Source organism: Candidatus Flexifilum breve (assembly GCF_016713355.1).
On record NZ_JADJPI010000037.1, the window covers coordinates 776,702 to 799,266 of the forward strand.

The following is a 22,565-nucleotide window of genomic DNA, read 5'->3' on the forward strand; positions in this document are numbered from 1 at the left end:
CGAACAGGCGAGGAGTTTAATGGGCGTGCTGCCGATCACTCCCGGTCGCCGCCGACCGGGGCGGACTGAGAATTGAACAGGATTGCATTGACAAGTACATGGTGACAGGTCTGACGGGATCAGTTGACCAAGGTGAGCTGAAGCGCTCGGCTGATTCTATGCGCTCGTTTGAAACAGAACTTTAATACAACCTTACAGAAGATTCCGCAGAATGTTTACATGCGTTTGGCATCCTATCTGATCACCAGAATGAATACAGTTTAAGAGAGCAGAGTTGGCGATGCCTACGACCACCAATATATTCCGTCATATCAAAGACCCGATTAGTTACGCCGAAGGTGAGCATATCTTTCATCAGGACGACCCGGCTGACAGCATGTTTGCCGTGATCGAAGGTGAGGTGAACATTTTTGTTCAAGGTCGGCTGGTGCGCGCGTGCGGACCGGGCGAGATTTTCGGCGAAATGGGGTTGATCGAACACCAACCACGTTTGGGCGATGCGGTAGCGAAGACTGCCTGCAAACTCGCGAAGGTGAATGAGGACCGCTTCAACTACATGGTGCAGCAGACGCCTAATTTTGCGCTGACTGTCATGCGCGTGTTATCAGAACGCCTGCGTTCCGAGGATCTCGCTTAGCATCGACACTGACCGCAAAGGGGAGGGAAGCTCCTGCTCGACCGCTCACCTGTTATTCGATTTGCGAAGACGGGGTCGTCTGAAGGGCGAACTTCTGAAAACATCGAACCTTGTCTGGGACGCGATGAGCTTCACCCCCGACTGTGGGCGAAGCTCTCGCGCAGATTCTCCCTTAGCTGTGCATTTCCGTTCTAACCGTGACCTCCGGATAAGTCACTCCCGTTAATTCTTCCGATACCGTCCACAGGCGGGCAGCGACATTGACATCCAGAGCTGGCGCTGGAATGTTCGCCGCTTTCGGAAATCCCCGTGTTTCGCCCAGACCATTCGGCCCATAATAGCCGCCGCCCTTGGCCTCGGGAGCGGTGGCCGCGTACAGCGTCGGCAGAGCGCCCTGGGCGGCGGGTTGAAACAGAAGCGGACCGAGAAAGCGTCGCAGAAGTCCGCTCCGGCTGTTCGACCCAGCCCCGTTGGGAATCAACTCTGTGCGCGAGATACCCGGATGAGCCGCGATGCTCAAAAGAGTCCAGCCCGCCGCGTCACTGCGCCGTTGAAGTTCGAAGGAGAACAGCAAGTTAGCGAGTTTCGACTGCCCGTAGACGGCCATAGGGCGGTACGAGCGTTCCGCCTGCACATCATCAAAGCGGATCACGCCGTTGTTCGCCGCGATACTGGCGACGTTGACCACACGTGAATTATGTCCGCGCCGCAGCAGCGGCAGTAAGTGGGCTGTGAGGGCGAAGTGCCCCAGATAGTTCGTACCGAACTGCAGTTCAAAGCCGTCGGCTGTGACTTGGCGCTGGGGCGGTGCCATGACGGCTGCATTGTTGATCAGGAGGTCTAAGCGCGGGTGTTCAACCTGCATCCGTTGACCGAACGCCGCCACCGACGCGAGATTCGCGAGGTCCAGCACCTCAAAGCGGACGCTGGCACGCGGATTTTCGGCGCGAATTTTACCGACAGCTTCGACACCTTTGGCTGGATTGCGCCCGGCGATGATCACATCGGCTCCGGCGCGCGTCAGCGCCACCGCATCTTCATAGCCTAAGCCGCCGGTGCCTGTTACAACCACCAGTCGCCCCTGTTGGTTCGGGATGTCCTGTGTAGTCCACTGCGCCATGATAGTTCTCCTTATCGTTGTGCGCTCAAGCGCGAGTTGCAAAGCAAAATCTGGCTGCAGGCAAGCTGCAACCCCAAGTAAAGCCGCAAATATCTGAACTTACCGGAGAGGGAAGGGGATACCCGTCGTCATGCGGCGATCTCCCTGACTGAGTTGTGCCCGCGGGCTACTTCACGAGCTGTTTTACCATTCCCGCGGTGACCATGCCGATTTCACTCACTTTTGCGGAATCACCCGCCAGTACCGCTTTCCAGAAGGCGACTTTGTACTCAAGATAACGCAGATGTTCCTGTTTCTTCGCCAGTTCGAGCTCCAGCTTTTGCCGATGCGCTTCGAACAGCTCGACCTGCTCTCGTGCCCCGTCAAGGCCGTCCTTATGGAGTTCACGATACCTCCGCATATCATCAATCGACATCCCGGTGGCTCGTAAACACGCCAAGGCCTCGATGATGCGGAGATCTTCCTCGGTATATCTCCGATGTCCGCTGCTGTCGTCACGCTGGACTTCGTCGAGTAAGCCGATGCGCTCATAATAGCGAAGCGTATGTTCACTCAGTCCACTGCGCTCAACCACTTCCTGCAGCGTAAAGTAATGCATTGCTGTCTCCAATTTTCACCATGTAGACGCAGTATTGCATACCTAGAGCGCTCTAGGTCAAGGGGGTCTCAAACGCTTGTCGACAATCTAGGCTGATTCTAATCTTTGCCCGACCAACGGAGCCGAAATCCTACCGCGCGATTGGCCAGCATGAAGGCGGCGCGACCACATCCAGGGAACGTCAGTTAGGGATAAAACAGCCGAGTGGCGATGATTTTGCGTGACTGCCCTGTGTATCCGACCACCGGCCCTCCCCGAATTGGGGAGGGGAGACAGATAAGGCGTTGTAGGGACGAGGCATGCCTCGTCCTGAGCGGTTTGGCGGGTGATCACAATAGGGGCGCAGATGCAGATGGATCAACAAGCAGCTTATCCCTAACTGACGTTAGGTAGTAAGAAAATCGCTGATTGACCTTTACAAAGGTCGATCAGCGATTTAGTCGCCCGGCGCGATCTGCTCGGTGATGTATTCCACGATGGCGATGAGGTGCGGATGCGGTCCTTGCTGCTACGGGCAGTAGGACTCGCCGCCACTCACTCGATCAGCCGCAGGCATCCTTGAGGCCTTTCTGTTGCCCCGATGCAGAGCCATCACCTTCCAGAGCGTGCTGTAGCAGAAGCTGAAAAGCGCCTAGAGCGCGATCACGCGATGCTCCCCCGCTGATTCGTAGGCCTTGTAGACCAACTGCATGGTCTTGAGGTTATCGTCGCCATTGGTTTCGCCATGTTCCAACCCCTTGAGCGCGCGCGCGATGTTTCGCTGCGCGGGCACGATGCTGGAATGCACAATGTCGTAAGCCGGGTCGGCCCACGAGTAGCGCGGCGGCTTGTGGCGCGTCGACAATGTGCCCGCGTCGGTCGTTTCGCGAATCCAGTAGTCAGGGCCGAGTTCCAAGAAGCCGCGATCACCTTCGATTTGCACATAAGTCTCCGGAAAGCGATCATGTTCGCGGCGGCTGGCATAGCTCATCTCACATACGACGGTCGCGCCGCTCTGCATGTGGAGCATGACCGTCGCCACATCTTCGCCCTTGATATCGCTGTGAACGCGGTATGTCTGGCAGGTGAGATGCGTCGCGTCACCGAACAAGAAGCGCGCGGTGTCTAATATGTGGCTGCCGATATCTGACAGGATGAACTGCTCGACATCTTTTAGAAATGGCTGGTTGTCGAATACCGGGAAATTGGTGCGGTAGTCGATACGGGCGCGAAACACCTGACCAATACGCCCGGTATCCAGCGCCGCTTTCAACTGGCGCATCGGGTACTGCCAGCGCCAGTTCTCATTGATGTAGAGCGGAACGTTGGCCACTTTACACACCTCGACCAGCGCCGTGCATTCGACCAGCGTAGTCGCCATCGGCTTCTGACAGACGACGGCGAGTCCACGGTCGGCAGCCATCTGCGTGAGCGGGTAGTGCGTTTCGATAGCGGTGCAAATATCGACAAAGTCGAGCTGCTCGTTGGCGAGCAGCGCCGCCGGATCATCGTAGACATGCTCGGCGGCAATGCCGAACTGCTCGGCGAGCCGCAGCGCTTTCGATTTTGTGCGGTTGTACAGCGCAACACATTCGACTTCCCCCGTCTCGTTCCAGCCATTGAGCTGAAACGTCGACCAGAAGCCCGTGCCAAACATGCCAAAGCGGAGTTTTGTCATCGTCATTTAATCCGTGATCAATGTGCGTAAGTAGGCGACGCTCTGACGTACCCAAGCGAGTTCGGTGGCCGCAGTGGCTGACATGGAGGCGTCTGGCGCGAGCCACGTCTCGATAATGGCGTTGAAGGATTTTCCGCGCAGTGCGGCCAGCAGCCACGGTACGTCGAGCATGCCCTGTCCCGCCGGGCAGCCGGTGACTTCGAAGCCCATGTTATGCGGTACGCGCCGTACCGTGAATTCTTTGACGTGCAGATTCACCACGTGGCGACCGAGCGCGGCGACGACGACGTCCGGCCCTTCCAGCGCGCCGAACGAGTTGACCGTATCGAGGCAGATGCCGACGTGCGGATCGTTCACTGCTTCGATGATCCCCGCCAGTGTCCGCGCTTTGAAACGGTCGTGATTTTCGATCGCCAGCCGAACGTCGGCTTGATGGAGGGCGGGCAGCACGGCGCGCACGAGCGCGACAACTTCATCGGGATCCGGGTGATGTGCCTTGGTATCGACGACCACACGCAGGATCGGCGAACCGAAATAGACCGCAAGCTCGATCCAGCGGTGCAGGTGATCCGTTTGGATGCCGCGCGTGCCCACTTCGATACTGATTTTCCGCGCCTGTGCCTCATCACGTAGCTGCGCTTGCTCTTCGGACGAGAGCGCATCGAGCGGGAGATTATCGGCGTACTGCACCAGCCGCAAGCCGAGCTCATCAGCCACGCGCAGCAGCCCGAAAGCGTCCATCGGGGTGGATGGCTGTTCGTAACCGGGCACGCCGATGTTCCACGCGACGCCGTAACTGCCTAAGCCGAGTCTGGTCATGGGAGACTGCCTAACAACTGCCGCGCGATCTCCCGGACAGCTTCCCGCGCGCCCACATACGCCCATAGACTGAATGTGTGCCGTTTTTCAGCTCGTTTGACAAAAGTGTCGTTGAAACCGAGCGTGTGTCCGCTGCACTCCATTTCGCAGAAGGGACGGCCTTGGTCGACCGCGCCGCCGTCGTTGTAGACGTGGACGGAATGGCCGGTGTTGCCCGGTTCTTCCGGCGGTTCTTCGGCATAGAGGTTTGAGGGATCATTGAAGAAGTGCCGAACCAGCAGATAGGCGCGTCCATCAGGGAGATCGTGCAGATAGCCCATCCGTCCGGTCATGCACAGCGCCTTATAGCCGATCTTGAACTGCTGCTGTCCATTCAATGGCAGATGCAGCGCGCCGTTCACGATCTGCCGCGCAAAAGCGGGGACCGGTTTGACATAATCCGATGCGCGCACCTCGCCGATCACCGGGATGATGAGCGTGCCCCCCGCGTTCAACTGCACGAGGTTCCACACTTCACTAAAGGGCTGCGGCTGATCATCGAGACGCTCCAGCGTGGCAAGTTGATCGTAGCCGAACGTCAGCACCGTCGGATCGAGTTCAGCTAAGGGGGGGCGCGTGCGCTCGATTCTGCGGATTAGGAGCACATTGGCCGAGTCGATGGGATTACCATGCTGGTAACCCTGAAGTCGCAAACCGGCGCTGAGCCCTATGCCCCTGTCGGTTTCAGTCAGAGTATAGCTGCCGGGATCCATAGCACGCGGAATGGCCCACGTCCCGCCGAAATCGCGGCGATCCCGCACGTTGTACGTGATCTCCGGCGCGATCCACACGCGGTCGCCACCGAGATTCCAGTGCCAACCGTCGGTGCGGTTGATGAAAGCGTTAAATGCGTCCGGCGAGTCGAAGGCGCTGCTCGTCCAGAAGAGATTGGGCGACTCGGGTGTTGGGAACAGACCAAGCACCCGCCCGCCGCGTTGGGTGATCAGCAGCGAGGCGTCCCCGGTCAGTGGGAGAACCGCAAAGGCTTCTCCCACCGTTTCGAGTAAGGCTGTGTAGTGCGCCAGCGTGGTCACAGGCTGACCTTAGCGATCCAGACTGTCCGTGATTTCCGCGACGCTGCGCTTGAGCGCATCCATGTTCATGATGTTCTCTTTCCAATCCGGCTTGAAGATCTTCTCGTAGGCGTTCTTGATGGCCAGTTTCGCGCCGTCGCTGAACGGGAAGCCGGAGAAACCGAAGATGATGGCGAATTCGATGCGCGCGTGACCGGAGAGGAATTCCCAGGCGGCTTCCGCCGGGACGCCCATCTTGACCGCTTCGTCGTACGCCTCTTTGATGGCCGAGATGCACGTCGCCGCGAAGGTTTCGACGAGCGCGGGCTCGAGGATCGCCATCTGTTCGACGGTGATGCGGTAATTGTTCATGACGGGCGCGTACATATCGCGCGCCAATTCGTCACCTTTAGCCCAATCTTCTTCGGGGCCGCGGTGCAGCGCCGAGACGATGTGGTGCTTGGCTTTGACGCCGCCGAACCAGTCGGTGCGCGCTTCTTCGGTCACTTCGTCGTTGAACATCGGCGGGTGGCACGGGTGCGAGACGTAATAAGTCAGGTCTTCGCGGAGCGGAATCACTTCCGCGTAAGCGGCGGCGGGATCGAGGCTGACGACCATTGACCCCGGCTTCAGGTCTTCGATGATCTCCCGCGTGATTTTGCCGATCAGCTTGTCGGGCAGGGCGAGAATGACCGCGTCGGCGTCTTTGAGCGCCTCGGCCTGTGGGGTGGGCTGCAAGCCGCGTTTAGCCAGATTGGCGACGCCCGCTTCGCTCACCTCCACATACGCCATCTCATATTTATCGGGGTGATGCATCAAATTGTCGGTCAGGCGCTGACCCATTTTGCCGCCCGCGCCCATCAGTGCTACTTTCAGTGCCATGAGATTACTCCTACTGCGAACCTCGCAGAATACTGCCAAAATAATCCACTTTGCCGACCTGTCCCGCCTTGAGTGAGATTTCCAGCCCATCAAACCGGGGATCAGCCGAATACGCGCGACAAATGGGCGCGCCCGGTGCAACCGGCGTCAGCGCGCCGAGCGCATAGATGCCAAGCTGCCGCGCGGCATAGCCGCAGGTGTCACCGCCCGTGACCACCGCCCGCCGCAGTTCGGTCTTTTCGAGCAGCTCGCGCAGGATTAAACCCTGCTGCGTGCCGAGGCGTGATCCCACCGTGTTCGGATCAAGCGCGAGCTCGGCGAGATGGGCTTTGGTGCTGGCGATATGCGGATCGTCGGGACCGCGCGCGCTGAAGAGCAGTACGCTCCTGCCGCTGCCAAGGTGCTCGAGAGCCACGCGCACGACTGCTGTCCGCTCGGTGTCCGCGCATTCAGGATCAACCAACCGTGCCGAGTCCAAACGCAGAAGTACAAAACCGTTGTTTTCCGCCCAGTCGATCTGCGCAGCAGTCGGCGGAGCGGCGCTGCCCGAGACGATGATCAACTGATTGACTGCGCCGAGCGGCGGTGGGGGCGGTGGCTGCGCGACGCGCCCGATATGCTGCCAATGCAGGGTGAGCGCGCGCTGCACCCCGGACGAGCCGACGACGAACAGCGGTTGGTCGCTGTCGTGGGCATCCATCAGATCCTGTAGCAAAGCGCCAATCGTGAGCAAATGCCCGTCGTCGATGGTGTCGAAGACCACGATTTCCGCGCCGTCCGCCTCCAGCGCTTGCCAATACGCGCTGACTGTGTCCGCGGGTTGGCTCAGGTGCAGCACATTCATAGCTGCGATGCGCCGCTGCGTCTGCTCACCGAGGTGCAGGCGGAGATCGGCTTCATGCATGGGCGTCATCGGGTGCTTGCTCATCACCGGGTGCCGATCCAGTCGATAGGTGGTGTCGTCGATGCGGGCGAACAGATTACTGAACGCCACATAGCGGCGCAAAAACGGCGCGCCGACCAGCAGTGGGACCGTTTGCTCGCCACAGAGGCGCACCCCGATATCGGTGGCGCGGCCAATGCTGCCGATGGTCGGCGACGAGTCAAACGTCGAACAGATTTTGTAGTGAAAGACCTGCGCGCCTAACGCGGTGAGCGCTGCGAAGATCGGCGGCAGAGTCGTCTCCATCTGCTGGGGACTCAGGCTGCGGCTGACCCCCGCCACGCCAACCGCGCGAATGTGCGGGAAGCGTTCCGCGAGCAGTTCGGGCGTCGGCGGTTCAAGGAATAAGAGGGTCGGAACGCCTGCCCATTCCAGCACTTCCATGACATCCGTGGAACCCGTGAAATCGTCACCATAGAAGGTCAGCGCGAGGCGTGCAGCGGCAATCATGCGCCGAACCTTTCGAGCGCGCCCGCGAGTTCAGTGTGCGTGCGGGCGTAATCCGCCAGCGCGATTCCCTCGCGCGCTGCCTCCCATGACTGCTGCAGTGCGCGCACGCCCGCCGCCGGTCCTTGCGGATGCGCCATGATGCCGCCGCCCGCCAGATAGAGCCAATCGGTACTATGCATCGTGCGATAGGTATCGGGGATTTGGCGCGCGCTTTGCCCGGACGAGAACACGGGCAGCACGACCGCGCCGACGCCCGGCATGGGTGTTAGGCATTCCCGGGCAGAGGCGATGACGCTGGCGTCCGTCTCGCAGAATTTGTTCTGCAGACCGTTGACGTGTAGATGATCCACGCCCGCGACGCGCATGAACTTCTGATAGGCGGGGTATTCGATGCCCAGCAGCGGATGCCGGGCGAACATGCCCCATCCCGCTCGATGACCGTGAATTGGGAGTTGGCTGTGGCGGCGCAGTTCGGTCACACCGACGAGGCCGACGGCCAGCATATTGACCATGATGCAGGTTCCGCCGTGTGCGAGAACTATGTCATGACCGCGCCTCATCTCATCCAGATCGCCGGTGACATTGAAGGCCACCATCACTTGTTTGCCCGTCCGGTCGGCGTGGGCATTGACCACGCGCATGACCGCCGCGACGCGCGCGGCCAGCGGCGAATGCGGCGCATTGGTCTGCAATTCATCGTCTTTGACGAAATCCAGCCCCGCATCGCACAGGGTTTGTACCAGGTCGGCGGTTTGCTCGGGCGTCAGGCCGACGCTGGGCTTGATAATCGTCCCGAACAGCGGGCGCTCGGTCACACCAATGAGCCGACGCGTCCCCTCAACGCCGAAGGCAGGGAGCGGATAGGCATCCGCGATTTCTGGGGGAATCTCCACGTCGAGCAGTTTCAGCCCGCTGAACGGATTCAGTTCGAAGAGATTGCCCGCCACCGTTGACCAGAGCGTCGTCAGCGATGCGCCGATGTTGGCGAACGGGAACGACAGCGTCACCTGCCCCCGCTGATACTGACTATCTGGCGACTTAGGTGGTTTCGCTCCCGGCAGCGCGGGCGCGTCGACCGCGTCCAACAGGGTCAGCGCTTCAATCCGCGCGCCGTGGGCTTCCAGCAGTTCGGGCGTCTCGCCGGGGACTTTGACGAACGTCCCGGCGGATTGCTCGCCCGCCATCAGTTCGGCGGCCTGCCGCGGATCGCCCGCCGTTTCGATCAGATAATGGGCAAGAATGCGGGTCATGCTGTGCCCTTCTGGTCGAGCCGCACGACCGCATACGGCAGCAGGTCGAGCGTCAGCCCGTTCGAGCCTGCCGTCACTGTGTTGCCGGGAGCCGCGCGGTAGCCTTCGGGGTCGCGCATGGCGAAGTCGGCGCTGTGTTCATCCAGCGCTTTGAGTTGCCACGCCCCGCTGATCCCGGTAATCGTCAAGGTTTGCATTTGTTCGGTATGGTTAGCGACGAGCAGCCGCTGTCCGGCGGCGCTCGCCAGTGCCAAGCCGCTGAACTGGAGCGGATGTGACGAGGTAAAGCCCAACACCTTGCTGCCGACGAATTCGATTACGTCCGCGAAGACGTGATACATCGGGAATACGCCGCCGGGGATCGATGGGAACAGGTCGGGTAGCGGTGATCCTGTGGCGCGTTCCATCACGCCGAGCCAGCCTGTCGTCTCGTAGAACGTCAGGCTGTCCGCGCCCGCCAGCGCCAGCGAGGCGATGGCACCCAGCGTCCAACCCGCGCCAAACAGCGACATCTGCCGCGGATCGACCCGCCGAGGCAGCTGACCGGGGGGCGTGGGCGCGTCGGGCGCGGTGGCGTCGGGGTTAAAGCCGATCTTGAGCGTGATCGGTGTGACCGCGATCTTTGCCTCCGGAACGATCTGCCGTGCGGATTTGACGGTTTCGCCGAGCACGGGCAGCGTTTCGATCAACGAGGCGTTGTCGAAGGCGTGGACTTGCGGATTGACCGAATAGGCGACGAACGCGGGTTTCAGGTCAGGATCAGGACGGTTGCGGTTCAACTGCGTGAAATAACCGTTCGTGCTGACTCCAATGTCCAAAGTGTGCGGATAATCGGCAAAAATCCGCTGCGCCGCCGTGAGAGTGGCTGGAGAAGTGACCAAGCGTCCCGCGTCGAGCAGCAGCAGACGAGCGCGAATGCGGTATTTTTCCAGCAAACCGCGCAGTTGAGACAATTCGCCTTCTACGTTCTCAGTCAAATGGACAGCGAGTTCGAGCCACCAACGGCTGGCCCAAGCATCATTCAGAACGTGACCGAGGCGCTGTTCCAGCCCATCATCGACGACGAGATCGACGCGTACATGCCCAATCAAGTTGCTCAGGCGCTGGAACTCAAGTGCGTCGTGTTCCAGACGATCCGCCGCAGCGCATAACCCGATATCGGACAGCCGGTTGGAAACGCTCGGATCAAGGTGCAGAGTGGGCGCGGAGGCGCGGATTTCGACGTTCGCCACATCCCCGATCAGCCGCACGGTGATCGTCTGGCTGATCTGCGTGCCTGCTTCGATCAGCGCGGGGAAGGGGAGGCCGAGCGGCGTGCAGTAGGTCTTGAACGACGCGTCCGTCCAGTTGCGCTGATCTTCCATCTCGAATGTGTCGCCCTCCATGCGGACTTCCGCCCGCACGCCCGGGATAACTTCATGCGTCAGCGCGCGCAGGTCAAAGTAGGGCTGATGCGGACTGATGGCTTGGGGAAACGCGCCCTGTTCGGTCGTGCCGTCCACATGCTCGATCTCGACCGCTTGTCCGGCCAGCGTCATCGGGTGCAGCACACAGAAGCCGATCCGGTTGCGCCGGAAGCTGGTCAAGGCTTCGCCGTCAAAGCGGAACGTGACCGTGCTCTCGGCGGTGCCTTCAATCGTGCCGCGCCAGACGAAGTGAAGATCGCCCTGCTGGTGCTCGCTGGTAAACGTGATAGTGAACGAGTCGGCCCGCTGATCAATCCTCAGATCGCGCAGCACCGCCGGGATCGTCCCCCAGTTGTGATCGCGCACGGCGGCATAGATGCCGCGCACGATTTCATGATTACCCAAGCGGAGGTAACGCAGCGTGCCCGCTTCATGTTCGACCCTCAGCGCACCAGCGGTCAGCGTGACGCATTCCGGCGCGGGTTGGCCGCTGCCATCATAGATACGCGGGCGCATGGTCAGTCTCCTGCGTCGGCGCGCCGGGCTTCCAGCGGACGGATGAAGCGCCGCTTCATCTTCTTCAGATTCGCTTCGCGTAGACTGTCGAAGAAGATCGCGAGGAAGATGATGAAGGCGCGCACCATCGGCTGGAGGTACAGGTTGACGAGGTTGAACTGCAAACCGGTGCCGACCATCTGGATCAGCACCGCGCCGAGCACCGTCCCAAACACGTTGCCCGCGCCGCCAAACAAACTCGTCCCGCCGAGCACCGCCGCGGCAATCGCGTCGAATTCGCGCGTTTCGCCAAAGCTGCGATCTACGCGCCCGCCCAACTGTGAAGCGAGGATGAACCCGGCCAGTCCGGCGCAGAAACCGGAGATGATGTAGACCATCGCCAACGTGCGGTCGGTGTTGATGCCTGCTTTCTTCGCCGCTTCGATGTCATTGCCGACCGCGTAGACCTGCCGCCCGAACTGCGTGCGGGCGAGGATGAACCACGCGGCGATCACGACCAGTACGAACACGACAATCGGCATGGGGATGACGCCGAGCACCATCGTCTGCCCGAAGGCATTCATGCGTTCTGGGAAGTCGATTTGCTGAGAGGAGGTGAACGCCGTGCCGAGGCCGCGCCCGATCACGAGCGTCGCCAGTGTGGTCATGAACGGGATGATCTTGAGACGGACGATGGCGAAGGCATTCAGCGCGCCGAACAGCGTGCCGACCGCCAGTGACACCAGCAGCGCGGGGATGATCTCCAGCCCAATCGAGCGCATCAGCAGACCAGCCACGACCACCGACAGGTACATGTTCGACCCGACCGAGAGGTCAATGCCCGCCGTGAGGAGCACGAACGTCATGCCGACGCCGATGATCCCGGCGAAAACCGCCGCCTGCTTGATGATGTTGAGCATGTTTTCCGGCAGCCAGAAGCGCGGGAAACCGGCCTCGGTGCGCGGCGACGACAGCCCGAACAGGATGAAGATGATGATGAAGAGAAACACGGTCGAATTGTTGAGCAAAAACTGAATGAGATTAAAGCGCCGCTGTTCCATCAGGCTTCCTCGTTTCCGGCGACGGATGACTGCGCGGGGTCGTGAACATGCAGCATGGGCAAGTCCTGTTCACGGAAAGCGGCGCGCAGTACGCGTTCCTCCTGGAACTGGTCGCGGGTGAATTCACCGTAGAGTTCGCCGCGGCTCATGACCAGAATACGGTCACACATGCCGATCAGTTCTTCCAGTTCGGAGGAAATGATGAGCACGCTGCTGCCTTCGGCGGCGAGCCGGTCGATGATGCTGTAGATTTCGAATTTTGCGCCGACATCAATGCCGCGTGTCGGCTCATCCATGATGAAGATCGAAGGCCGCGAGAGCAGCCATTTAGCGATGACTACCTTCTGCTGGTTGCCGCCGCTGAGCGCTTTCGCGGGCTGGTCGGCGATATCACCGCTCTTGAGCTGTAACACGCTCGCCATGTGCCGCGCGGAGTCGAGCATGGCACCCTGATTGACGACATCAAGCAGGGTGCGCGCGTAGTCTTGCAGCGAGACGAGGCTGATATTGTTGGCGATGTCGATCCCCATCAGCAGACCTTCTTCGCGGCGATTCTCAGTCACGAAGGCGATTTTGCTGCGGATGCTGGCCCGCGGCGATGGCTTTTTGAGCAGTTCGCCTTCGACGCGAATTTCGCCGGAGTCGTAGGCGTCGACGCCGAAGATCATGCGGGCGAGTTCAGTGCGTCCGGAACCCATCAATCCAAATAAACCGAGAACTTCGCCTTTGTGCAGGTCGAAGGAGATGCTTTCGACGATGCCCGCCGTCGTGACGTTTTTGACGCTCAGCGCGACGTCGGCAGTTGGGGTGCTGGTGCGCGGCGGGTAGAGTTGTTCGATGCTGCGCCCCACCATGAGCGCGATCATGCGGTTGACCGTGAAGCTCTCCGCGGGGTCGTGGGCGACGAGCGCGCCATCGCGCATGACGGCGATGTGATCAGACAGGCGGCGCACGTCGTGCAGAATGTGCGAGATGTAGATCAGCGCTTTGCCACTTGCACGCAGTTGGTCCATGATGCTGAACAGACGCTCGGTTTCACGGGCCGTGAGCGAGGTGGTGGGCTCATCGAGGATGATTAGCTCCGCATCCTGATACAGCGCCTTGGCGATTTCGACCAGCTGGCGCTCCCCGGGGGAAATCCGATCAACCTGAATATCGGGGTCGAGATCCAAACCAACCGCCGTCAGCAGTTCAGTCGTCTTCCGGCGGATCGCACCGCGATCAATCGAGCGGAGGAAACCCGTCCGCGGGAACTGGCTGATGAAGATGTTCTCCGCGATGGACAGGTTGGTGAAAAGATTTAGTTCCTGATGAATGAAAGCGATGCCCGCGGCCTGCGCGTCACTGGGACGATGGGGCGCGTAGGGCGTACCTTTGAACTGCATCGTGCCGCTGTCCGGATGCACCACACCGCCGATGAGATTCATGAGCGTGGATTTGCCCGCGCCGTTCTGTCCGATGAGGCCGAGCGTTTCGCCCGCATTCAGGCTGAGCGTGACGTTCTTCACGGCGGCAATGCCGAAGAAGGCTTTGGAGAGGTCGTGAATTTCGAGCAGGGGGGTCATGCGCGCGCCTCCCGGTTGAGAAGCCGTGTGCGTGTAATGTCGAGCAGCGCGGCGATCAGGATGAACAAGCCTTTCACGGCATCGATGACGAAGGGGGAAAGCTGCATGGCATTCAGGATGTTGAGCAGCAGCACGAAGAATGCGACGCCGAAGAACGTGCCGCGCACCGACCCCTTGCCGCCGAACAGACTCGTGCCGCCGATGACGGCCGCGCCAATGATGTCGAGCAGGAGGTTGCCACCGCCGAGCGAGGGCTGACCAATCGCCAACCGACCGGAGTACAAAATCGACGCGACGGCCGCGCAGAATCCGCTGAACATGTACACGCGGGTGATGACGCCGCGATTGGGCACGCCGGAGATTTCCGATGCGCGGCGATTCGTGCCAATCGAGAACATGCGCCGCCCGAAGACCGTGCGCGAGAGGATGAACTGCGCAAAGATCGCCAGACCGACCGCGATCACGAATGGGTAGGTGATAAACGGCAAGATGTCTCGCCGTGCAATATCCGAAGTGAGCTTCGCGCCGAAGTAAATGGAGATGAGGTCGCCTTTGCCGAGATTGACGAAGGCGTCCGGCAGACCTGAGATGTTGCGCGACTGGGTCAGCCAGAGGGCGAACGCGCTGAAAAACGTGGAGGTTACGAGCGTGACCATGAAGGGCGCGAGATTAAACCGGGTGATGGCAAAACCGTTGAGCCAGCCAATCGCCGTCCCGATGATCAGCATGGCGAGCACGCCGAGCGGGACCGCGAGATCACTGCCCGCCAAGATGCCGCCTTCGGGGCGCATGAGCGTGCCCCACAGCGGACTTTTGTCGAAGAATGCCGGATCGAGCGTCTGCGCCATGAGCACCGCGCCGATCACGCTGGTCAAACCCATCGTCGCGCCGACCGAGAGATCAATGCCGCCGAGGATCAGCACGAAGGTCTGACCGATGGCGACGGCCAGCAGCGGAAACATATTCTGAAGCTGGTTCGAAATGTTCCCCGGCGTGCGGAGCGATGGAAAGAAAATTGCAGCAACCACAAAGAAGATGACCGTTAAGTAGAGGACAAAATAGTTCGAAAGCAAGAAGCGGCGGATCAATACGTTGAGGGAGGTATTGGCGCGCGCTGATTGTGCTTGGGGGCGCGTGAGCCCCGGTGTGCTCGGTTCACGGAGTGTAGCCACTTGCTCAGTCCTTCTGCGCTTGTGTTTGCGTAAGCCGACAGTGGGCGGGGCAGACCCAGTGTCAGTCTGCCCCGTGCAACAGTCGAATTACTGGTTCAGGAAACCTTCGTCATAGAGCACGCAGCCCCACATGTCGCTGCGCTGCCAACGGATGTTACCCGCCGTCAGAGCGAAACCGGGGTCGAGCAGCACGGCGTTCGGCTGGGAGTCGCCGTCCGCAATGGCGCCACGGATCGCGTCGAGGGTGAGCTCCGCTTCGAGGAACAGGTCTTGCACACCCGTCGCGTCGACGTAGCCGGAGTCGATCAGGCTGCACGCCGTCGCATCACCGTCGAGGCCGGCGAGCAGAACGTGACCGGTCGTACCAGCCGGCTGCCACATGCCGCGCGGCTCCAGAACGGAGCGGATCGTCGGGAAGAGGAAGTCCGACGACGTGAAGATGAAGTCGACGCCGGGGTTCGCGGTGATCGCGGCTTCCAGGTTCGCCAGCGCCGTGGCGGCATCCCATTCCGTCGCAACTTCGATGGGGGTGTTGAACATGCCGGGGTAGCGTTCGTTGTAGCGGGTGATCACATTGAAGAAACCGTCACGACGACCAATGGCGTTCGTGTCCTGCAGCGCGCCCACGAGGATCAGCGGGGTGATCGGTTCACCGGTCACTTCGAACTGACGCAGCGCCTTCTGGGCGATGAACTCGACAGCCTGTTCGGTGGCGCTGACATTGTCGGCGACCACGACGATCCCACGCGACTGATCGTTCGGCGGGCGGTTGAAGACCGCAATCGGAATGTCGGCGGCCTGCGCTTCATTGACGATGGTCACAGCACTGTCGCCATCCTGCGGGATGATGATGATGCCATCGACGCCCTGCGAGATGCAGTCACGGATTTGTTCAAGCTGGCGGTTGGGGTCTTCGTTGGCGTTGTATTCGAGGACTTCCACGCCTTCATTGCGGAGTGTATCGGTGATGGCGCGGTGACCCGCAACCCAGAATTCAGTTTCGAGGTCCTGAAACCCAAAGCAAATGGTGGTAGTGTCCTGCGCGACGACGCCGGTCACAGCCAGCGCGCCGATCATGGCGACTACGACGAGAACCAAACTACCCTTCAAAAGCTTCTTGAGCATGGAAAGACTCCTTAAACCAAAAAAGATTCGTTACTTCCAAACATCCCCCACGCGAGCCTGCTCCCGTGAGGGACGTTGAAGCCACAGGTATTTTTTGCGGAAGGATCGCTAACGCTTGATTTTGCCCTCCGCTGCCGGGATGTTTTCAATCGCGCGGGCGCATTCTTCCTGCACGCGCAGGTTGATGCGCCGATTTTCGGCCTTGAGCCGTTCCAGATCGTGCGCTTGGTACGCTTCGAGAATGCGGCGGTGGTCGTTGATAGCCTGCATTTCGTCGTAATTGGGGTGCCCCTCGGCGCGGACATACAGCACCGCGGCGACCTGCGCGACGATTTCCTGCCAGTTGCGCATGAGCAGGGGGTGTTCACTGCGATTAATCAGGTACTGGTGAAAGGCCATATCGGTGCTGCGCACCTGCTTGAAGTCGGCCTGCTGAATGTAGAACTGCTGCTGTTCCATGAGCATGTGCAGCCGCTCGTAGTCGGCACTGTTCAAGCGGTCGATGATCAGCTCGCCGGCAAAGTTTTCGAGCGTGACGCGCATAGAAAACAGCGCGCGCACGTCGTCGACGGTAAAGGCACGGACGAAACAACCACGGTTAGGCAGTGAAACGACGAGCGCTTCACGTTCCAGAAGAATAAGCGCTTCGCGAACCGGGGTACGGCTCACTCCGAGCTGTTCGGTCAGTGACGCTTCGATGATGTGGTCATTGGCGCGGAGTCGACCTTCGATGATGGCAGTGCGAATTTGTTCTGCCACTTGTTCTCGCAGGCTGACCGCACGGATTTGGGAGAAAACCGTCATAGCTGCAATCTTTTGCTCAGAAAAAAGAGGACGATGCACAGCATTTTATCGCCCAAATCTATATACAGCAGATTGTATACAATCTACAATCATACTGTCAACTTTGTATATTATTTCACAATCGACCATTCTGCTGTAGCTGGTGGATGTGGGCTGTTCGACGATGAGCAGACTGTACGCGAGCCAGAGCACCTAGTCAAGCTTATTGCTGTGACAAGCGTTTCGGGGTCGCTAAGCGTGCTTGCGACGCCCTGAAGTTGCGGTAAATCCAAACCGGAACCGGTAAAGCTTTTCTGAGCTGGTAACTATTCCGGGACAGGCTGCGCTTCATCGGCTTACCTCGGCTGAGAACACTACGCAGCTAACCGTCTTTGCTGGGCTGAATTTTCCGCCCCAGACCAGCGCCAGATGAGCTAAACATAAGAGAATCGGCGGTTCCGCCGATTTGTCGAACCAGTTTTCATCCAGACTCCAACCACCCCACGAACTATCTGTCATACGGCTGAACAACAGCACAGAGGTTGAGCAAGTCAGCCTTCCCGGGAAGTGTCTGAACCGGCGCGCGCACACAGTTCAGGCAGTCCAGCCGATGAAACGGGTATCGACAACAAGAGAGGGCAAAAGCACATGGCTTCATGGACACGACGTTCGTTCCTGCAAGGGGCAACGGTACTCACGGGCGCTTCCGCTCTGGGAATCAGCGGATTGTTCGGCATCAGCCGCGCGTTCGCTCAAGACATGACGGGGCAGAATGACGATGTACAGACGATCATCAATCTCGCCGCCACCGCCGAATTGTTCGCGTCGACGCATTATCTGGCCGCGATCAACGGCGACCTGAATCTCGACGAAGTCCAGCTCAATTATATGAAAGCGGCCTTTATCGCCGAACGCGATCACCTTGATCTGCTGCTGTCGCTCGGCGCGCAGCCGGTCGTGCAGGAATTCTACGTGCCGGAAATGCTGTTCAGCGACAAGGCGCTGTTCGCGCAGATCACGGAAGTCGCCGAGACCACGTTCGTCTCCGCGTACCTGGCCGCGACGCGGATTTTCGCGGAAGCGGGCGAGACGGCGTTTGCCGTCACCACCGCGCAGATCGCCGGGGTAGAAGCCGAACACCGCGCGCTGATCCGTCAGATCGGGCAGATGCTGCCGAATAACATCTCGTATGCCCAGTTCCAGTTCCGCAACGTCTCGGATGCGGTGCCGGTGCTCCAACCGTTCCTCGATGGCTCAGGCGATGGCTTCATCGGCCCGGTGGCTCCGCCCAGCGACGATGAAGTGGCTGCGATTCGCGCTGAGGCCGAGGCACTGGGTTACGAAGCGACGATGCCGTACGCCGCGATGTAACGCCGTTCCAACAGGTATTTTTCTGCTGAATGCACCTGCCGTTCCGGTGAACGGCAGTCACAATCACGAGGAGTAATGACGATGGGACAAGGAATTTCGCGACGCGGCTTTCTCAAGAACACAACCCTGATCGCGGGGGCTTCAGCTGTTAGTTTCAATGCGCTGTTCGGTTTTAGCCGCGCGTTTGCCCAGGATATGACGGGCACAGATGACGACCTGCAAACGGTGATCAACCTGGCGGCGACTGCCGAGCTCTTCGCGTCGACGCACTATCTGGCGGCGATCAATGCGGCGAACAACGGCGATCTTGATCTCGCCGAGGTGCAGGTCAACTATCTCAAAACGGCGTTTCTAGCGGAACGGGAACACTACGATCTGCTGCTGTCGCTCGGCGCGCAGCCCGTAGTGCAGGAATTCTATGTGCCGGAAACGCTGTTCAGTGATGTCGACCTGTTTTCACAGATCACCGAAGTGGCGGAAACGGCCTTCACGGCGGCGTACCTCGCCGCCGCGCGCATCTTCACCAATCTGGGACAGCCCGCGTTCGCCGTGACCGCCGCGCAGATTGCGGCAGTGGAGGCCGAACATCGCGCACTGGTCCGCCAGATCGGTCGCCGTCTGCCGAACAACCTCTCGTATGAGAAATTCGATTTCAACAACGTGTCGGATGCGGTGCCGGTGCTCCAGCCCTTCCTCGATGGCTCGGGCGATGGCTTTATCGGCCCGGTCGCGCCGCCTACCGAGGCGGATGTCGCCGCGATCCGCGCGGAAGCCGCCAGCCTCGGTTACATGTCAACGACGCCGTACGCGGCGATGGAAATGACGCCCGCCGCAACGCCGGAGATGATGGGCAGTGCCGTCATGGTGACCGCGGGCGCGGGCAACGTCAACATTCGCCGTGAGCCGAACACTTCGGCGGCGATTGACGGTGTGCTGAGCGCAAACACGAGCGCCGCCATCGACGGTCAGCGGATGGATGACGCCGGCATGCAGTGGTGGCATCTGAGCAGCGGCGGTTGGGTGCGCGCCGATACCGTTACCGTCGGTGAGGGCGCAGCGAACCTGCCGGGTATGTAAGGCGGAACAACAAGCCGATTACATGCGGACTCTCGGCTGAACTCCAGCGAGAGTCCGCGCAACTTCCGAAGTGTGATGCATAGAAAGGCAACCTCATGTCCTTAGGGCCAACAGAACTTCTGATCATCCTCGTCATTGTGCTGCTGCTGTTTGGTGTTGGGCGCGTTTCGCGGATTGGCGGCGAGCTGGGACACGCTGTCGCCAACTTCCGCAAGGGTTTGGAAGCGGTGCAGTCGCCCCAGGCGGAAACCCGCTCTGACGACCGCGCAGTGTAGCCGGAGCGGCCAACGATGGAGATTTTCGGGATTGGGCTAGGCGAACTGATGGCGATCATCCTCGTGATGCTCGTGATCGTCGGGCCGGAGCGGATGATCCGCTGGGCATTCACGCTCGGGCAATATGCGGGGAAGTTACAGCAGTTGTGGCGCGAGACCGCCAAGACGCTCCAGCACGAACTGGATGCGTCCGGCACGGGCATTACGGTGCCCAAGGAGATCCCAACCCGGCAAACCCTGACTCGCGATATGGATCGCGCGCTGCGTAACCTGTACGCGACGCCGCCCGCGCGCCGGGACGCCGCTCCAGCCGCCGAGGTGGTGGACGTGCCTGAAGTGGAGGAGAGAGCCGCATCATGAACATTCCCATGCGCCGCAGCGCTCCAGCACCGGTTGAAATGAGCATTATGGAACATCTGGTGGAACTGCGTAATCGCATATTCGCCGTGCTGATTTCACTGGTCATCGGCACCGTGATCGGCTTTCTGGCAGCGGAAACGGTGATGCTCTACCTGCAGCAGCCGTATGGTCGGGAATTCATTGTGCTGGGGCCGACCAGCGGCATCACCGCCTATTTCCGGGTCGCGCTCATGCTCGGTGGTATCCTGTCGATCCCGATGATCACCTACCATCTGCTGATGTTTGTGCTGCCCGGTTTGACGAACCGTGAAAAGCGTCTGGTCCTGGTCTCAATTCCGCCGATTACGCTGCTATTTCTGGTCGGTATGCTGTTCACATGGTTTGTCCTCATCCCGCCCGCCATCGGCTTTCTCTCCGGTTTTCAGCCGCGGCTGTTTCAACCCGAATGGACGGCGGATCTGTATCTGGGGTTCGTGACGACGTTGTTGTTCTGGATGGGCGCCGCCTTCGAAACGCCGCTGGTGTTCTTCATCGTCGCGCTGTTGGGATTTGTGCGCCCGCGGATGCTGCTGCGGAATTGGCGCATCGCCGTGGTGGGGTCGATGGTCGCGGCGGCGATCATCACGCCGACCGTTGACCCGGTCAATATGTTTCTCGTGGTCGCGCCGCTGCTCTCACTGTTCCTCCTGAGTATCGGCTTAACGGCTATCGCCGCGCGCATCCATGACCACCGCGCCGCTTCGGTCGCGCCCCCGCCCCTCACCTGAATACCCTAAACCACATCCCCTGGTTGATAAGGGCGCGTGTGACGCGAGCGCGCCCTCGGCGAGTCGAGAAGAAAGGTCGTTGATGAGCGCTTCCAAAGCTTCGCAGACCCCACGTTTGCGCCGACCACAGGTTGTGCTAGACTTCACCTACAGCGCTGAAACGTCGCGGAAACCAGCGCCTGTGTACCATGGGGATGCTCCGCTTGCGGTTGGAAAAGGGGTCATGACGGAAACAGCCATTGCCGATCTTCGACTCATCAACCGTATCCTCCGTCGGGACGAAACGGCGCTCTCGGAGCTTTACACGCAGCACGGCAGTCAGGTGTTTGGGATCACCCTCCACGTGCTGCAAGATCGAACCCTGGCAGAAGAAGCGACGCAGGATACGTTTCTCAAAATCTGGAACAGCGCGCACAAATGGGATGCGGAACGCGGCAAGCTCAGCACGTGGATATTCACCATCGCGCGCTACACGGCCATCGACATTCTGCGCCGCGAAGTGCATCAGGTCGCAGCCTCGGCTGTCGAACTGGATGAGATGATTCAATTGGCCGGGCAGCCGGGTCACAACCACGACGCGCTGGATGCTGAACTGATGAAATCGTTGATCGCGCGGCTGCCACCGGAACAAATTGAAGCGATTGAGCTGGCTTTTTTCAAAGGCATGACCCATCAGGAGATTGCCGCGCATTTACGTCAGCCCCTTGGGACGATCAAAAGTCGCATTCGCGGTGGATTACAAATGCTGCGTGGAATATGGCTGCGGGAGATGCGTTAACGCAAGAACATGGCAGTTTCGTGGTTCACCGAAGCAAAAGGCAGTCGTGTGTGAGCATGAACGAGAGACAACCCAAGCCTGAGCCGAGTTCCTCCGCCTGTGAAGAACTGCGCGCGCTGCTGCCCGCTTACGTGGCGGGAGCCGCCGACGCGGATGAGGTGGCGCGCGTGCGCTTGCTGCTCGATCAATGCCCCGAAGCGCGCGCCGAGATAGCAGAGTATGCCGCGGCCACCGCGGGTTTTTACGAGCGCATCGAACCAGTCATGCCGCCCCCGGAACTGCATGCCCGTTTAATGGCGCAGGTGCGGGCGCAGACTGCTGCCCCGGTCAGCGCCGCCACAGCGCGTAGACCAACGCCCGCGCCAGCAGCGCGCGTGTTCCCGCGGCGGTTACTGGGGTGGGCGTTAGCGGCTGCCGCTCTGCTGCTCATCATCAGCAACGTGTATTGGCTGAGTCAATGGAGCGGCCTGCAAAATCAGTTGACGGCCCTGCGGGAGCAGCGTGATCAGGCGATTGCGCTGGCGAGCGCCACGGACCTGCAGCGCACCGCGCTCATCAGCACGGAGGCCAACTCCGATCAGGCACTGGCGACCTTGTTGTGGAATACTGGGTCGCAATCAGCGGTGCTGACCGGGCTGGCTCTGCCGTCCCTGAATACCGAGCAGACCTTCCAACTCTGGTTGATCGCCGATGGTCAGCCGGTCAGCGCGGGCGTGTTCGCGGTCGACGCGCTGGGAGATGGCGCTTTGCGGTTTTCGGTCGATCAACCGCTGCAGAATTATCAGGCGGTGGCGATTTCGGTCGAACCGCTGGGCGGCAGTTCGGCTCCTACCAGCGCGCCTATTGCGCTCGGCACGCTGCCAACGCTGTAGCGACCGGGAGCGCTTGAGTTCCTCGAACTACATGATCTTTGATCGCGCTG

Annotated in this window: 22 protein-coding genes; 8 read left to right on the forward strand and 14 right to left on the reverse strand. The window is 60.2% G+C overall.

Annotated features, from left to right (window positions below; translation table 11 throughout):
* Positions 1 to 280: 280 nt before the first annotated feature.
* Complete coding sequence (locus IPK17_RS34330) at positions 281 to 637, forward strand: cyclic nucleotide-binding domain-containing protein (RefSeq protein ID WP_343422229.1); 357 nt, start codon at positions 281 to 283, stop codon at positions 635 to 637.
* Positions 638 to 809: 172 nt separating this feature from the next.
* Here IPK17_RS34330 and IPK17_RS34335 read toward each other — a convergent pair whose 3' ends face one another.
* From IPK17_RS34335 to IPK17_RS34400, 14 genes are all read right to left on the reverse strand, one after another.
* Positions 810 to 1,757, reverse strand: a complete 948-nt coding sequence (locus IPK17_RS34335) for an oxidoreductase (RefSeq protein ID WP_343422230.1) — start codon at positions 1,755 to 1,757, stop codon at positions 810 to 812.
* A 166-nt stretch (positions 1,758 to 1,923) separates the two neighbouring features.
* On the reverse strand, positions 1,924 to 2,355 hold the full coding sequence (locus IPK17_RS34340; protein WP_343422231.1) for a MerR family transcriptional regulator: 432 nt from the start codon (positions 2,353 to 2,355) through the stop codon (positions 1,924 to 1,926).
* Positions 2,356 to 2,986: 631 nt separating this feature from the next.
* Entirely contained in the window at positions 2,987 to 4,012 is a 1,026-nt protein-coding gene (locus IPK17_RS34345) for a Gfo/Idh/MocA family protein (RefSeq protein WP_343422232.1), read from the reverse strand.
* A 6-nt stretch (positions 4,013 to 4,018) separates the two neighbouring features.
* A complete protein-coding gene (locus IPK17_RS34350) occupies positions 4,019 to 4,831 on the reverse strand; it encodes a sugar phosphate isomerase/epimerase family protein (protein ID WP_343422233.1) in 813 nt (270 codons plus the stop codon).
* On the reverse strand, positions 4,828 to 5,904 hold the full coding sequence (locus tag IPK17_RS34355) for a DUF6786 family protein (protein WP_343422234.1): 1,077 nt from the start codon (positions 5,902 to 5,904) through the stop codon (positions 4,828 to 4,830). The genes IPK17_RS34350 and IPK17_RS34355 overlap by 4 nt, the downstream gene beginning before the upstream one ends.
* 9 nt (positions 5,905 to 5,913) lie before the next feature.
* On the reverse strand, positions 5,914 to 6,765 hold the full coding sequence (locus tag IPK17_RS34360) for a phosphogluconate dehydrogenase C-terminal domain-containing protein (protein ID WP_343422235.1): 852 nt from the start codon (positions 6,763 to 6,765) through the stop codon (positions 5,914 to 5,916).
* A 10-nt stretch (positions 6,766 to 6,775) separates the two neighbouring features.
* Positions 6,776 to 8,158, reverse strand: coding sequence for a four-carbon acid sugar kinase family protein (locus tag IPK17_RS34365; RefSeq protein WP_343422236.1), 1,383 nt, complete (start codon positions 8,156 to 8,158; stop codon positions 6,776 to 6,778).
* Positions 8,155 to 9,408, reverse strand: a complete 1,254-nt coding sequence (locus tag IPK17_RS34370) for a ribulose-bisphosphate carboxylase large subunit family protein (RefSeq protein WP_343422237.1) — start codon at positions 9,406 to 9,408, stop codon at positions 8,155 to 8,157. The genes IPK17_RS34365 and IPK17_RS34370 overlap by 4 nt, the downstream gene beginning before the upstream one ends.
* Complete coding sequence (locus IPK17_RS34375) at positions 9,405 to 11,330, reverse strand: D-apionate lactonase family protein (protein ID WP_343422238.1); 1,926 nt, start codon at positions 11,328 to 11,330, stop codon at positions 9,405 to 9,407. Before IPK17_RS34375 ends, IPK17_RS34370 begins: the two co-directional genes overlap by 4 nt.
* A gap of 2 nt (positions 11,331 to 11,332) precedes the next feature.
* Positions 11,333 to 12,370: an ABC transporter permease gene (locus tag IPK17_RS34380; protein ID WP_343422239.1), complete on the reverse strand. Its 1,038-nt coding sequence runs from the start codon at positions 12,368 to 12,370 to the stop codon at positions 11,333 to 11,335.
* A complete protein-coding gene (locus tag IPK17_RS34385) occupies positions 12,370 to 13,935 on the reverse strand; it encodes a sugar ABC transporter ATP-binding protein (RefSeq protein ID WP_343422240.1) in 1,566 nt (521 codons plus the stop codon). The genes IPK17_RS34380 and IPK17_RS34385 overlap by 1 nt, the downstream gene beginning before the upstream one ends.
* Positions 13,932 to 15,107: an ABC transporter permease gene (locus IPK17_RS34390; protein WP_343422241.1), complete on the reverse strand. Its 1,176-nt coding sequence runs from the start codon at positions 15,105 to 15,107 to the stop codon at positions 13,932 to 13,934. The genes IPK17_RS34385 and IPK17_RS34390 overlap by 4 nt, the downstream gene beginning before the upstream one ends.
* Before the next feature lie 87 nt (positions 15,108 to 15,194).
* Positions 15,195 to 16,232 carry a sugar ABC transporter substrate-binding protein gene (locus IPK17_RS34395; RefSeq protein WP_343422242.1) on the reverse strand — a complete coding sequence of 346 codons (1,038 nt, stop codon included), beginning with the start codon at positions 16,230 to 16,232 and terminating at the stop codon, positions 15,195 to 15,197.
* Positions 16,233 to 16,340: 108 nt separating this feature from the next.
* Positions 16,341 to 17,036 carry a GntR family transcriptional regulator gene (locus IPK17_RS34400; protein ID WP_343422243.1) on the reverse strand — a complete coding sequence of 232 codons (696 nt, stop codon included), beginning with the start codon at positions 17,034 to 17,036 and terminating at the stop codon, positions 16,341 to 16,343.
* A gap of 627 nt (positions 17,037 to 17,663) precedes the next feature.
* Here IPK17_RS34400 and IPK17_RS34405 point away from each other — a divergent pair.
* The 7 genes from IPK17_RS34405 to IPK17_RS34435 all read left to right on the forward strand — a co-directional run bounded on the left by IPK17_RS34405 (position 17,664) and on the right by IPK17_RS34435 (position 22,515).
* Positions 17,664 to 18,386: a ferritin-like domain-containing protein gene (locus IPK17_RS34405; protein WP_343422244.1), complete on the forward strand. Its 723-nt coding sequence runs from the start codon at positions 17,664 to 17,666 to the stop codon at positions 18,384 to 18,386.
* Positions 18,387 to 18,467: 81 nt separating this feature from the next.
* Positions 18,468 to 19,463: an SH3 domain-containing protein gene (locus tag IPK17_RS34410; RefSeq protein WP_343422245.1), complete on the forward strand. Its 996-nt coding sequence runs from the start codon at positions 18,468 to 18,470 to the stop codon at positions 19,461 to 19,463.
* A gap of 95 nt (positions 19,464 to 19,558) precedes the next feature.
* A complete protein-coding gene (locus tag IPK17_RS34415) occupies positions 19,559 to 19,738 on the forward strand; it encodes a twin-arginine translocase TatA/TatE family subunit (RefSeq protein WP_343422246.1) in 180 nt (59 codons plus the stop codon).
* 15 nt (positions 19,739 to 19,753) lie between these two features.
* The gene (locus IPK17_RS34420) at positions 19,754 to 20,098 is read left to right on the forward strand and encodes a twin-arginine translocase TatA/TatE family subunit (RefSeq protein ID WP_343422247.1); all 345 of its coding nucleotides are present in this window, start codon (positions 19,754 to 19,756) and stop codon (positions 20,096 to 20,098) included.
* Positions 20,095 to 20,865, forward strand: a complete 771-nt coding sequence (tatC, locus tag IPK17_RS34425) for a twin-arginine translocase subunit TatC (RefSeq protein WP_343422248.1) — start codon at positions 20,095 to 20,097, stop codon at positions 20,863 to 20,865. The genes IPK17_RS34420 and tatC overlap by 4 nt, the downstream gene beginning before the upstream one ends.
* 223 nt (positions 20,866 to 21,088) lie before the next feature.
* Positions 21,089 to 21,643, forward strand: a complete 555-nt coding sequence (locus tag IPK17_RS34430) for an RNA polymerase sigma factor (protein ID WP_343422249.1) — start codon at positions 21,089 to 21,091, stop codon at positions 21,641 to 21,643.
* A gap of 56 nt (positions 21,644 to 21,699) precedes the next feature.
* Positions 21,700 to 22,515 carry an anti-sigma factor gene (locus tag IPK17_RS34435; RefSeq protein ID WP_343422250.1) on the forward strand — a complete coding sequence of 272 codons (816 nt, stop codon included), beginning with the start codon at positions 21,700 to 21,702 and terminating at the stop codon, positions 22,513 to 22,515.
* The last annotated feature ends 50 nt before the right edge of the window (positions 22,516 to 22,565 follow it).